We start from the raw sequence: 12,463 nt of genomic DNA, 5'->3' as shown, positions 1-12,463 counted from the left end.
CCGCATTGGTTGTGCTTTCGGAGCTACGGCCGGTAGCCCGAGGTGTAGTTGCGGGTCGGCCGCACGCCAGGTCGCTGCAGCGGGACCCACAGCTTATAGCGGTCGGCGCGGTAGTAGGACACCGAATAGTCGACCATTGCCCTGGCCACAAACGCGTGCCGCTGGATCTTCAACAACGGCGATCCGACCTCGACATTGAGCAACCGTGCAGTTGACGGTGAGGCGGCGGTGGCCTCTATCATGTCTTCGCCCCACTCCATCACAAGACCAAAGCGTTCGCTCAGGACGTTATAGAGCGAGGTCGGCGGCTCGCCGTCCAAAAGACCGGGAACCCGGTGGGCCGGAATGAAGTTCTCATCCACGCTCATGGGCTCACTGTCAGCCAGCAGGAGCCGGCGGAAGCGAACGACCGGTGTACCCTCCTCGAGCTGGAGTTCGCGCGCCAGCAGCGCGCTGGCACCGATTTGTTCAAAGCTCAATACCTTGGCCGCCGGCACCATGCCACGGCGCTGCATCTCTTCGCTGTAGGAGGTCAGTTTCACCTGCAGGTCCAGTTTGGGTTTCCGCACGAACGTCCCAAGGCCCACTACGCGCTCGATGACCTCCTCCCCCACAAGTGCATCAATAGCCTGCCGCACGGTCATTCTGGCGAGCCCGAACCTTTCCGCCAAGTCGCGTTCCGAGGGAAGCGCGGCACCCGGAGGACATGACTTCACTATATGGGCCCGGAGTATCTCCCGGAGCTGGATATAGATCGCGGTGCCGCTCTTCCGGTCAATCTCGCCTGCCATGAGGGCAGTGTTACGTGAAGACACAGTATGGCCCACGGTATCCAGTCATAGGTCAAGGATAAGACATCCACGGCACAGGTCTAGACCAATATGGCGTGGCAGATCGCTCCACGATGTCCCCACGGCTAGCCTTGGAGAGGCTCTTTTCCTGAGGAAGCAGCCACTGAATTACCCGAAACACTCCAGGAACAGAGGAGCACACATGCCAGTGCGGAAATCAGTCGTCCGCTCACCCATCGGCCTGCACGCCCGGCCGGCTGCGGAATTTGTCCGCGCCGTCAAGGCGACTGGTCTGCCGATCACTATTGCCAGGACCGGAGAGGCGGGCGCCGACGCCCGGTCTCTGCTGGAGGTCATGACTGCGGATTTCCAGCGTGACTGCGAAGTGGAACTGTCCGTGTCCGGGAGTCCCCTTCCCTCGGGCTGGAGTCGGGCCGACGTCGAACGGAGCCTTGAGAGCCTTGGGGTCCTGCTGGAAACAACGCAGGCACCGCGGGCAAGAAGATAGCAGGGCTCCGACTGTTGACCTTGCCGCCTCACCCTGCAATGAGGCACTCGTTCCTCTTGTAACGCGAACGACGGCGGGCCCCACCGTTTGGTGGGGCCCGCCGTCGTAAGTGCTGTGGTCCGGGAACCGTAGTTCCGGCGGACTCTAGTGCGCGTGATCTCCGCGGCTGTACTCGTAGACCCAGCCCACGAGGGCAACGACCGCGAGCAGGCCGCCGATGTAGAGGATCCACACTCCGACAGCCAGGCCCAGGAATCCTGCGGCACAGGCGAGGCCCAGCACCAGCGGCCACCAGCTCCACGGGCTGAAGTGGCCCTGCTCACCGGCGCCTTCATGGATCTCGGCGTCGTTACGGTCCTCGGGGCGCATGCCGACACGCTTGCCGGTGAAGCCCAGGTACGCACCGATCATGCCGGCGAGGCCGCCTACCAGGAGGATGCCGAGGATACCGACCCATTCGCTCCAGTTCGTCAGGAACCCGTAGATCACGGAGACCGGGACGAAGAAAAAGACACCGAGACCGAAAATGCGGGATTCGACTATCACTGGGCGGTGTCCTTCTGGTCGGCGTTACCCAGCACAGCTGCGGCCGGGGAGTCGGAAGTGTCGACGGTGTATGACTGAGCGAGCTCCGGGTGGTGCAGGTCCAGGGCGGGTCGCTCGGAGCGGATGCGGGGCAAGGAGGTGAAGTTGTGCCGCGGCGGCGGGCAGGATGTTGCCCACTCAAGCGAGGCGCCGAAGCCCCAGGGGTCATCCACTTCGACCTTTTCGTTGCTGCGCCAGGTGATGTAGACGTTCCAGAAGAACGGGATCAGTGACGCGCCCAGGACGAAGGAGGCGATGGTGGAGAACTGGTTCATCCAGGTGAAGTTATCCTGCGGCAGGTAATCCGCGTAGCGGCGCGGCATGCCCTCGACACCAAGCCAGTGCTGGATCAGGAACGTGCCGTGGAAGCCGAGGAAAAGCAACCAGAAGTGGATCTTGCCGAGGCGCTCGTTGAGCATCTTGCCGGTCCACTTTGGCCACCAGAAGTAGAAGCCGGCGAACATGGCGAACACCACGGTGCCGAAGACCACGTAGTGGAAGTGCGCCACCACGAAGTACGAGTCAGAGACATGGAAGTCCAGGGGCGGGGAAGCCAGGATGATGCCGGTCAGGCCACCGAAGAGGAACGTCGCCAGGAAGCCGATGCTCCACAGCATGGGGGTCTCGAACGTGATGGAACCGCGCCACATGGTGCCGATCCAGTTGAAGAACTTCACCCCTGTCGGAACCGCGATCAGCATCGTCATAAAGGAGAAGAAGGGCAGCAGGACCGAACCGGTGACGTACATGTGGTGGGGCCCACACGGTGACGGACAGGGCGGCAATGGAGATCGTGGCGTAGACCAGTCCCTTGTACCCGAAGATCGGCTTACGGCTGAACACCGGGAAGATCTCCGAAACGATGCCGAAGAACGGCAGCGCGATGATGTACACCTCGGGGTGGCCGAAGAACCAGAACAGGTGCTGCCAGAGGACGGCACCGCCGTTCTCCGGATCAAAGATGTGCGCTCCGAACTTACGGTCCGCGCCGAGGGCGAACAGTGCCGCCGCGAGCGGCGGGAACGCCATCAGGACCAGGATTGCCGTCACCAGGACGTTCCAGGTGAAGATCGGCATGCGCCACATGGTCATGCCCGGGGCGCGCATGCAGATGATCGTGGTGATGAAGTTGACCGCACCGAGGATGGTGCCGAAGCCGGAGAGCGCCAGGCCGAAGACCCAGAGGTCACCGCCCACGCCGGGGCTGAAGGTCGTGTTGGACAGCGGCGCGTACGCGAACCAGCCAAAGGACGCCGCACCCTGCGGGGTGATGAAGCCCGAGACCGCAATCGTGGAACCGAACAGGAAGAACCAGAACGCCAGCGCGTTCAGGCGCGGGAACGCCACATCGGGGGCACCGATCTGCAGCGGCATAATGACGTTGGCGAAGCCGGCAAACAGCGGGGTCGCGAACATCAGCAGCATCACCGTGCCGTGCATGGTGAACAGCTGGTTGTACTGCTCCTTGGTCTGCAGGATCTGCATGCCCGGCTCGAAGAGTTCGGCACGGATAAGCAGCGCCATGATGCCGCCGAAGCAGAAGAACACAAACGACGCGATCAGGTACATGTACCCGATCGTTTTGTGGTCGGTCGAGGTGATCCAGTTGACGACGATACGTCCCTTGGACCGGGGTACTACGGGAGCCTCAAGGGTCCCGGCGGATGCGGATTGGGTGTAAGTTGCCACGTCGCTCCCCTTACTTTGTTTCGGCCGGGGCCGGGTTGCGGTCGTACTCTTCGCCCAGTGAGCCGGTGTTGCCGGCCTGCCGGAGATCGGCCAGGTGCGCGGCGAACTCGGCCTCGGAGACTACCTTGACGCGGAAAAGCATCTCGGAGTGGTACTCGCCGCAGAGTTCGGCGCACTTGCCGTCGTAGGTTCCCTCTTTGGTGGGGGTCAGCCTGATGTAGTTGGTCTTGCCCGGGATCATGTCCCGCTTCTGCAGGAACGCCGGCACCCAGAAGGAGTGGATAACGTCGCGGGCATTCAGCTCAAGCTCCACGGACTTGTTGACCGGCAGGTACAAGGTCGGCAGCTTCTCCAAGTCGATGGCCTCGCCGGTGAGGTTGGCCTGAACGCCGGCCTCGTAGACATCGTCAGTGACGACGTCGCCCTTTTTGTAGTTGAAGTCCCATGACCACTGTTTGCCGCGGACGTCGACAACGACGTCGGCCGGCTGGGAGCGGTCATCGATCGCTTGCTGGTCACGGTCGGTAAAGTAGAAGAACACCAGGACCATAAACAGCGGGATGGTGAGGTAGAAGACCTCAAGGGGCAGGTTGAAGCTGTTCTGCCGCGGGAACCCTACGGTGCCCTTGCGCCGGCGGTAAGCGACGATGCACCAGATCAACAGGCCCCAAGTGATGATGCCGACAACAAGAGCAGCAATCCATGAGTTGACCCAGAGGTCCATGATGCGGCCAGTGTTGCTGGTGGTGCCACGATCAGTGGGCAGCCACCCTCGCTGTACCTCTGGTGAACATCCGGTCAATACCAACGCGCCGGCAAGTGCCAAGCCAGTGATCGTAGTGATCTGTTTGCGTCGGCTGCCGGTTCGGTTCTGCGAACTCACAGACGGCCCTTCCTACTTGTTGCTGTCGCCCAGCCGTCAATGGCGGCCAGGGCACACTAAAAGTTTTACTACTCGGTGTAGAGCTTACCGCTCTCCGGTAGCTTTCGCCCACATGCTGGCACCGTGCGTCGGGAGTCTTTTCAACAGTCCCGGCGGCCGGCGCCGTAACGGCGCCGGCCGGCACTAAGGCCGGGCAAATGCCCGGCCTTAGTGGAAGGAATCACCGCAGGCGCACGAACCGCCGGCGTTGGGGTTGTCGATGGTGAAGCCCTGCTTTGAGATCGTGTCCTCGAAGTCGATGCTGGCGCCGCTAAGGTACGGAACGCTCATCTTGTCGACGACCACTTCAACGCCGTCGTAATCACGGACGGCGTCTCCGTCCAGGAGCCGCTCGTCAAAGTAGAGCTGGTAGATCAGGCCGGAGCAGCCGCCCGGCTGCACGGCAACGCGAAGGCGCAGGTCGGTGCGGCCTTCCTGCTCGAGGAGGCTCCGGACCTTGCCGGCTGCTACATCGGTCAGCTGAACCTCGTGGGTAGCCAGTTCCGTGTCCGCGGCAGCAGTGCTGTCGGTGCTGTTTTCATTGGTTGTAGTGCTCATGGCCTACCTTCTTGCAACGGTGGTGGCGGCTCCGCTTGCACGATGCCCGCCCCTACTTAATCGGTATGGGCTATAGCTACATGCTACGTCGATCCGACGTGCAGCTCTAACTCTTGACGTAACCGCCGGAACCGGCAGGATGTTCCCCCTGCCACCGGCGCCCGGCTCCCCCGAATCGGACTGGTTCAGCCAAGACCCTCAGCATTGAGGCGGGCAAGCAAAAAGGCCTCAGCGACGACCGCGTTCCGGAAGTCTCCCAGGTGCAGGGATTCGTTGGCGCTGTGGGCGCGGGAATCGGGATCCTCGACGCCGGTGACCAGGATCTGCGCGTCCGGGTAAAGATCTGTCAGGTCGGCGATAAATGGAATTGAGCCGCCGATGCCCATTTCCACCGCCGGCACACCCCAGGCCTCGCCGAGGGCCCACATGGCCATGGTTGCGGCTTTGGATGACGTGTCCGTCTGGAAGGAGTTACCGCTCTCCCCCGGAGTGAAGATAACCCGCGCACCAAAGGGCGCGTTGGCTTCCACATGGCGGTTTACCGCCTCCATGGCGGCCACCGGGTCCTGCCCCGGTGCGAGCCGCAGGCTGAATTTGGCGCGTGCCCGCGGCAGCAGAGTATTCGAGGCCACATCAACGGCAGGGGCGTCGAATCCGATGATCGACAGGGCCGGCTTGGTCCACAGCCGTGAGGCGATGCTGCCCGTCCCCGCCAGCCGCACGCCGTCGAGCACCGACGCGTCGGCCCGGTATTCGGCTTCGGTCAGATCCACGGCGGCGTCGTCCCGGCTCACCAGCCCCTCGATCGCGACGTTTCCCTCGGCGTCGTGCAGGGTGGCTATCAACCGGGCAAGGAGCGTGGGGGCGTCGAGCACCGGCCCGCCGAACATGCCCGAGTGCACGGCGTGGTCCAGGACCTGCACCTCGATGGTCCCGTCCACGAGTCCGCGCAGGCTGGTGGTCAGCGCCGGCACACCAACCTTCCAGTTGCTGGAGTCGGCGACGATGATCACGTCCGCGCGCAGCAGGTCACGGTGCGCCTCCAGGAAGGACCGGAAGGTCGGCGATCCTGCTTCTTCCTCGCCTTCGAAGAAAAATGTGACGCCGAGGCCAAGTTCTTCCCCGAGGACCCGGGATACCGCCGTATAGGCGGCGATGTGGGCAAGGATCCCGGCCTTGTCGTCCGCGGCGCCGCGCCCGTAGAGCCGTCCGTTGCGTTCGACGGCGGTGAACGGTTCTGTCTCCCAGAGCGCGAGGTCACCGGTCGGCTGGACGTCGTGGTGGGCGTAGAGGAGAACTGTCGGTTTTCCGGCCGCAGCCGGGCGGCGGGCGACGACGGCAGGCCCGCCTGGTGTCCCGTCCTCCTTGTCGCACCGGAGGATCTGTACGTTCTCGAAGCCGCTGGAGCGGACAAGTTCGGCGACAGCGTCGGCGCTGCGGTTCAGCGGTTCCTGGTCAAAGCTCGGCCAGGCGATCCCCGGGATCGCGACCAGGTCCTTCAAGTGGCGGATGGTCCCGTCGAACGATTCGGTAACGGCCTGACGTATGGCCTCGGCGTCGAGGGTACCGGTCCGGGCGTCGGCGGTATGCGGGTTCTGCGCGGGAGATGAAGTCATGGCCAGAACAATACCTGTGTCCCCTGTCCCCGCAAACGGCGCCGCTGCGGGCCTGATCCCGTGTGGGCTGCGTCTCGGGCGTGCAACCGCGGGGTATTCTGGAGGGGTGTTTGGACGTAAAAAGGAAGCGCCCCTGGCGCAGGATGAAATTGACCGGCAGGCAGCCGCGGCTGCCGCCCGGGACACCGCTGTAGGCAAGGGCGCGCCCACGCCTAAGCGCAACGCCCAAGTGGCCGCTCGCAAGCGACCACTCGTGCCGGAGGACCGTAAGGCGTCTAAGGCGGCCGAGCGCGCCGCGGTGCAGGAGCAGCGGCTCAAAATGCGGCAGGCCCTGGACACCGGGGATGAGCGGTTCCTGCCGTTGCGGGACAAGGGCCCGCAGAAGCGGTTTGCCCGCGACTACGTGGACGCGCGGTTCAGCCTCGGTGAATACCTGATGTTTGGCGCACTTGTGTTCGTGATCATCTCCCTCCTCGTCCCGGCCGCGAGTGAGCAGATGATTTACGTCCTGGGCGGATTCTGGATCATGTTCCTGGCCGTCTTTGTTGACGTCTTTATCCTCTCCCGCAAGCTGAAGAAACGCCTGACCGAGAAGTTCGGCGACGTCGATCGCGGCACCGTCTGGTATGGCTCGATGCGTTCCCTGCAGTTCCGCCGTCTGCGGCTGCCCAAGCCGCTGGTCCGGCGCGGCGAGTTCCCCTCCTGATCCACCCGACGCGGCCCTTGCGGAACCGCAACTAAGAAGCCCCCGGCGACGGGGGCTTCTTTTATGTCAGGGCAGTTGCGGTGGCTTAGCGCCGCGCGGGGTGCTTGGCCAGCATCCGGTTGATCCGGGCCGCCCAGAACGGGCCCTCGTAGAGGAACGCTGTGTAGCCCTGGACCAGGGTGGCGCCGGCGTCGAGCCGTTCCTGGACGTCCTGCGCCGTTTCCACGCCGCCAACTGAGACCAGGGTGAGTTCCCCGTTGGTCAAGGCCTTGAGCCGGGCCAGGACCTCGAGGGAGCGCACCTTCAGGGGCACTCCGGAGAGGCCGCCGGCGCCGCAGGCCTGGACCGTGTCCGGGCCTGAGACCAGCCCGCTGCGGCCAATGGTGGTGTTGGTTGCGATGATGCCGTCCAACTGCAGATCCATAGCCAGGCGCGCGACGTCGTCGATGTCCTCATCGCTGAGGTCCGGCGCGATCTTGACCAGCAGCGGGATGTGCCGGCCGGCGGCCTTGTCGGCTTCCTGCCCCACCGCAGTGAGCAGGGGCCTCAGGGTCGCCACGTCCTGCAGCAGTCGCAGTCCGGGGGTGTTCGGAGAGCTGACGTTGACTACGAGGTAGTCCGCCGCCGGAGCAAGACTGCGCGCGCTGACGAGGTAGTCCTCAACCGCGTCGTCCAGTTCCACCGCCTTGCTCTTGCCGATGTTGACGCCGATCACGGGTCGGACAGCCGGGTAGTGGCGCTGTAGGGCGGCTCTGGCGGACTTGAGCCGCGGCGCCACCGCAGCGGCGCCGTCGTTGTTGAAGCCCATCCGGTTGATCACTGCCCGGTCTTCGACCAGACGGAACAGCCGGGGTGCCGGGTTGCCGGGCTGCGCCTGGCCGGTGATGGTCCCGACCTCCACGTGGCCGAAGCCGAGCTCGGTCAGCGCCTCAATGCCGTGACCTTCCTTGTCGAAGCCGGCCGCAAGGCCGAACGGCGAAGGAAAGGTGAGACCGAACGCCTGGGTCTGCAGCGACGCCGCGGGCGCGGTGAACTTCTGCAGCACCCGGCCGGCGCCGGAGCGGTGGGCGAACCGGATGGCCTTGAAGCCGATCTTGTGGGCGCGCTCGGCGTCCATCCATGAAAAGGCCAGCCGGAAGAAGGTGGGATATACGCGCATGGCTCTAGTTTTCCGGTTCATGCCGCCCAGACCAAACCCGGACACGACCAGGACGCCCGTATGACCCGGCACGGCCGGGCCGCCGCTTTCCGCCGGAGCATCCGGCAGCCAGCGGGCGCCGGGCGCTAGCATGATTCCTGAGGAGGTCACGATGGACTGGCAGACAGACATCCTGGGCGATGACTATCAGGCCTGCGCCTTCCAGGCGGCGGGTCCCGACGGGATCGAACGGACGGCAACCCTGGTCCGGCGCATCCCGGACGCCACTGGCGAACAACGTCCGGCGGACGGCCGAGCGGTGCTGTTCCTGCACGGCTGGAGCGACTATTTCTTCAACGTCGAACTGGCGGAGTTCTGGGCAGCCCGGGGATTCGATTTCTTCGCCCTCGACATGCACAACCACGGCCGCAGCCTGCCGCACGGAACCCACGGCGGGTACGTTGCGGATCTGTCCGACTACGACGCCGAGATCACCGCTGCCATCGGCATCATCGCCACGCTCCGCCCGGCGGGAACAGCCCCGCCGCAGCTGACCCTGATGGGGCATTCCACCGGCGGACTGATCGCGGCGTTGTGGGCCAGCATCCACCCGGGGGACGCGGCCCCAGCTGGTTCTGGACAGCCCGTGGCTGGAAGTGCATGGCAGTCCTGCTCTGCGCCGTGCGTTCAGGACCATGGTGGAGCCGTTTGCCCGGTTGTGGCCCGAATCCGTCATCCGGCTCCCGGAACGGGGCTTCTACTGGCGCAGCATCAGCAGCGCGGCCGAGGGCGAGTGGACGCTGGACGACCAGTACCGGCCACCTCATGCGTTCCCCGTCCGGGCCGGCTGGCTCAGCGCCGTCCTGGCCGGACAGTCCCGGGTGGCCCGCGGGTTGAACATCGATGTCCCGATCCTGGTGCTCATTTCCGGGGCCAGCGCCAACGGAATGTTCTGGAAGGAATCCATGCGCAGCACAGACGCGGTCCTGGATGTGAACACGATCGCGGTTCGTGCTTTGAGCCTGGGCAGGACTGTGACGCTGGAGCGGATCGATGGGGCCCTGCACGATGTTTTCCTCTCCGCACCGCGGGTCCGCGCGGACGCCTACAACCGGCTTGCCCGTTGGATCCGGGCCTACGTCCTGGATGACGGCGGAGCACCGTGACAACCCGGGAGGACGCCGTCTGGCAGCCGGACGTGCTGGGCAGCGGGTTCGAGTGCCTGGAGCTGCCGCTGGCGCAGGACACCGAAGGGGCAGTGGTGGCCACGCTAGTCCGGCACCGGGTCCAGGCCGGGACCCCGGCCGGGACCCCGGGTCCGGGCCGGAGACCGGAGGGCGGCGGCCCGCTCGCTGCGGCGCTGCGACGGCGGCTTTGCCCCGACGATGCCGGGCCGGCTGCATCACCGGCACCCGCCGCACCGCCGCAGGCGATTCTGTACCTGCACGGCTGGGCGGACTACTTCCTGCAGGCGGAACTCGCGGAACACCTCGGAGCCGAAGGCCTCCACTTCTATGCGCTCGACCTGCGCAAGTTTGGCCGGAGCCTCCGGGACTGGCAGAGTCCCGGCGACATCTCCGATCTCGCGGACTACGACGAGGACATCGCGGCCGCCATGGCAGCCATCGCGGCGGACCTTGCCCTCCGCACCGGCCGGGCCGACGCGCCGGCCGTGCATCTGGTGGCACATTCTTTCGGCGGCCTGGTGGCTGCCCTGTGGGCGGAACGGCATCCGGGCGAACTGGCGACGTTGATCCTGAACGCACCGTGGCTGGAGCTTCAGGGCAGCAGCCTGATCCGCACGATCGCCACCCGGCTCGTCGATCTGCTGGCGCGGACGGATCCCCACCAGTCCTTTCGGCTGCCCAATATGCCCGGCTACTGGGAGAGCGTGAGCCGGGAGGCACACGGCGAATGGGAGCTGGACCCGCGGTGGCGTCCGACGGCGTCGTTTCCGATCAGGGCGGGCTGGACCAAAGCCGTACTTGCGGGGCATGCGCTCGTGGAGGGCAAGCTGGACATCCAGGAACCGGTGCTGATCATGCTGGCCGGGAGGACCCGGATCCAGGCCGAATGGAGCGAGGAGCTGATGGGCGTCGACGCCGTCATCGACGTAGAGGAAACCGCCCGCCGCGCACTGGGCCTGGGCCGCCGGACCTCCATCTACCGCTACCCCGGAGCGATCCACGACATCTTCCTGTCCCGCCGCGGCATCCGGCGGGAGGCCTATCGGGATCTCGTCCAGTGGCTGCGCGCCTGTCCGGGATAAGGGGCTAACCGGCGGGAGCGCCGGGGGCGGCGTCGACAGCCCCGCCATAGCGGCGGTCACGCTGGGCGTAAATGTCAACGGCATCCCACAGGGTGCGCCGGTCCACGTCAGGCCACAGCGTGTCGAGGAAAACGAATTCGGCATAGGCCGACTGCCACAGCATGAAGTTCGACAACCGCTGCTCTCCGGAGCTGCGCAGAAACAAGTCCACATCGGGGAGGTCGGGTTCGTCCAGATACTTCTGGATGGTCCGTTCCGTGATGGCCTTGGGCTTGAGGCGCCCCGCGGCGACATCCTCCGCGATGGCGGTCACGGCGTCCGCGATCTCCGCCCGGCCGCCGTAGTTGACGCACATGTTCAGGGTGCAGGTGCTGTTGCCCAGGGTGTAGTCCTCGGCTTCCTCCAGTTCGCGGATCACCGATCCCCACAGCCTGGGGCGCCGCCCGGACCAGCGGATGCGGACGCCCCAGTCATCGAGCTGGTTGCGTTGGCGGCGCAGCACGTCCTTGTTGAAGCCCATCAGAAAGCGGATCTCCTCCGGGGACCGGCGCCAGTTCTCGGTGGAAAAGGCGTACACACTGATGTATTCGATGCCGAGTTCGATCGCGCCGGCCACAACATCCAGAAGGGCCGGCTCCCCCGCTTTGTGTCCCTCGATCCGAGGCAGGCCGCGCTGGTTCGCCCAGCGGCCATTGCCGTCCATCACGATAGCGACGTGCCGCGGTATGAGTTCGGGCGGGATCGCTGGCGGGACAGCTCCGGAAGCGTGCGGGTACGGGGCCACCACCGGTGTGCTCCGTTGCCGGACCGGACTCTTCTTCCCCGGGTTCCGCCCCAGGCTCTTTCCCAACGCCACTGTTAAGTACGCTCCACGTGTTTGAGGGATTTAAGGACACGTTCCAAATGCCACTGCAAGTAGCCCGCAACCAGACCGGCGGCTTCACGACGGTGGACGGTGGCGGAGGCGTCCGCCGTCGCCCAGTTCCCGGTGAGGAGGGCACCCAGAAGGAGTACAGTTTCCACGGCGGGGGCCGGGGATCCCGGCGGCCGGCAGTCCGGGCAGACCATGCCGCCGAGCGGCGCGGAAAAGGCATTGTGCGGCCCGGCGGCACCGCAGCGTGCGCAGTCAGTGAAGCTGGGCGCCCACCCGCCGGTGGACAGGGCCCGGAGCAGATAGGAATCGAGGATCAGTTCCGGGGCATGGTCCGAACGGCTCAGGGAGGCCAGTGCCCCCACGAGCAGGTTGTACTGGGCGGTTCCGGACTCGCCGTCGACGTCGGTGAGTTTCTCGGCAGTTTCGGTCATGGCCGCCGCCACCGTATACCGGCCATAATCGGCGGCAATGGCGCCGCCGTAGGCGCCCTTCGCGACGGCCTGCGTGACGATGTCCAGGCTGCGGCCGGAGATGAGCTGGAGATCGGCAACCATAAAGGGTTCCAGCCGGGCACCGAAGCGGCTGCTGGTGCGGCGGACTCCCTTGGCAACGGCCCGGACCTGGCCGTGATGCTTGGTCAGCAGCGTAATGATGCGGTCGGCCTCGCCCAGTTTATGGGTGCGAAGCACCACGGCGTCGTCGCGGTAGGTGCGCGCTGCAAAGGATGGGGCCACGGTTAATCTTCGCACTGTCTGTCGGGAAACACGGCATGAGCGCGCCCTTCACCGCCGATGTCCCGGCGGCGCA

General features: G+C 65.4%; 12 protein-coding genes and 1 pseudogene. 4 read left to right on the top strand and 9 right to left on the bottom strand.

The features are described from left to right. Positions 1–23 precede the first annotated feature (23 nt). Positions 24–791, bottom strand: a complete 768-nt coding sequence (locus KY499_RS02065) for a GntR family transcriptional regulator (protein WP_123254248.1) — start codon at positions 789–791, stop codon at positions 24–26. 202 nt (positions 792–993) lie between these two features. On the opposite strand from KY499_RS02065, the gene KY499_RS02060 reads away from it, so the two are divergent. Beyond that, positions 994–1,299: an HPr family phosphocarrier protein gene (locus KY499_RS02060; protein ID WP_123254201.1), complete on the top strand. Its 306-nt coding sequence runs from the start codon at positions 994–996 to the stop codon at positions 1,297–1,299. Positions 1,300–1,443: 144 nt separating this feature from the next. On the opposite strand, the gene KY499_RS02055 is transcribed toward KY499_RS02060, so the two are convergent. The 5 genes and pseudogenes from KY499_RS02055 to KY499_RS02035 form a co-directional block, all read right to left on the bottom strand. Then, entirely contained in the window at positions 1,444–1,845 is a 402-nt protein-coding gene (locus KY499_RS02055) for a cytochrome c oxidase subunit 4 (protein WP_123254202.1), read from the bottom strand. After that, positions 1,842–3,573 (bottom strand): annotated as a pseudogene (gene ctaD, locus KY499_RS02050) (cytochrome c oxidase subunit I). The gene KY499_RS02055 and the pseudogene ctaD overlap by 4 nt, the downstream one beginning before the upstream one ends. 10 nt (positions 3,574–3,583) lie before the next feature. Next, positions 3,584–4,456, bottom strand: a complete 873-nt coding sequence (gene coxB, locus KY499_RS02045) for a cytochrome c oxidase subunit II (protein ID WP_123254204.1) — start codon at positions 4,454–4,456, stop codon at positions 3,584–3,586. A 207-nt stretch (positions 4,457–4,663) separates the two neighbouring features. Then, positions 4,664–5,053: an iron-sulfur cluster assembly accessory protein gene (locus KY499_RS02040; RefSeq protein WP_123254205.1), complete on the bottom strand. Its 390-nt coding sequence runs from the start codon at positions 5,051–5,053 to the stop codon at positions 4,664–4,666. A 185-nt stretch (positions 5,054–5,238) separates the two neighbouring features. Further along, entirely contained in the window at positions 5,239–6,669 is a 1,431-nt protein-coding gene (locus KY499_RS02035; protein ID WP_123254206.1) for a dipeptidase, read from the bottom strand. Positions 6,670–6,775: 106 nt separating this feature from the next. On the opposite strand from KY499_RS02035, the gene KY499_RS02030 reads away from it, so the two are divergent. Continuing rightward, positions 6,776–7,375, top strand: a complete 600-nt coding sequence (locus KY499_RS02030; protein ID WP_123254207.1) for a DUF3043 domain-containing protein — start codon at positions 6,776–6,778, stop codon at positions 7,373–7,375. Positions 7,376–7,460: 85 nt separating this feature from the next. Here the strand turns inward: KY499_RS02030 and KY499_RS02025 are convergent, their stop codons facing one another. Next, positions 7,461–8,534, bottom strand: coding sequence for a quinone-dependent dihydroorotate dehydrogenase (locus KY499_RS02025; RefSeq protein ID WP_123254249.1), 1,074 nt, complete (start codon positions 8,532–8,534; stop codon positions 7,461–7,463). 130 nt (positions 8,535–8,664) lie between these two features. On the opposite strand from KY499_RS02025, the gene KY499_RS02020 reads away from it, so the two are divergent. Together KY499_RS02020 and KY499_RS02015 are read left to right on the top strand one after the other, a co-directional pair. Further along, entirely contained in the window at positions 8,665–9,663 is a 999-nt protein-coding gene (locus tag KY499_RS02020; protein ID WP_375141112.1) for an alpha/beta hydrolase, read from the top strand. A gap of 12 nt (positions 9,664–9,675) precedes the next feature. Next, positions 9,676–10,782 (top strand): alpha/beta hydrolase, encoded by a 1,107-nt coding sequence (locus tag KY499_RS02015; protein ID WP_123254208.1) that lies wholly within the window; start codon positions 9,676–9,678, stop codon positions 10,780–10,782. Between the two features lie 4 nt (positions 10,783–10,786). Here KY499_RS02015 and KY499_RS02010 read toward each other — a convergent pair whose 3' ends face one another. Together KY499_RS02010 and recO are read right to left on the bottom strand one after the other, a co-directional pair. Continuing rightward, positions 10,787–11,569 (bottom strand): isoprenyl transferase, encoded by a 783-nt coding sequence (locus KY499_RS02010; protein WP_375141111.1) that lies wholly within the window; start codon positions 11,567–11,569, stop codon positions 10,787–10,789. A 71-nt stretch (positions 11,570–11,640) separates the two neighbouring features. Then, positions 11,641–12,390 (bottom strand): DNA repair protein RecO, encoded by a 750-nt coding sequence (gene recO / locus KY499_RS02005; RefSeq protein ID WP_123254209.1) that lies wholly within the window; start codon positions 12,388–12,390, stop codon positions 11,641–11,643. Between the last annotated feature and the right edge of the window lie 73 nt (positions 12,391–12,463).

The organism is Arthrobacter sp. PAMC25284 (assembly GCF_019443425.1).
GTDB classification, from domain to species: Bacteria; Actinomycetota; Actinomycetes; order Actinomycetales; family Micrococcaceae; genus Arthrobacter; species Arthrobacter oryzae_A.
This window is presented reverse-complemented; position numbering and strand designations above follow the sequence as displayed.

Coding starts and splice junctions, on each gene's coding strand:
- KY499_RS02065 (WP_123254248.1), bottom strand. CDS start 791: ATGGCAGGCGAGATTGACCGGAAGAGCGGCACCGCGATCTATATCCAG.
- KY499_RS02060 (WP_123254201.1), top strand. CDS start 994: ATGCCAGTGCGGAAATCAGTCGTCCGCTCACCCATCGGCCTGCACGCC.
- KY499_RS02040 (WP_123254205.1), bottom strand. CDS start 5,053: ATGAGCACTACAACCAATGAAAACAGCACCGACAGCACTGCTGCCGCG.
- KY499_RS02035 (WP_123254206.1), bottom strand. CDS start 6,669: ATGACTTCATCTCCCGCGCAGAACCCGCATACCGCCGACGCCCGGACC.
- KY499_RS02025 (WP_123254249.1), bottom strand. CDS start 8,534: ATGCGCGTATATCCCACCTTCTTCCGGCTGGCCTTTTCATGGATGGAC.
- KY499_RS02020 (WP_375141112.1), top strand. CDS start 8,665: ATGATTCCTGAGGAGGTCACGATGGACTGGCAGACAGACATCCTGGGC.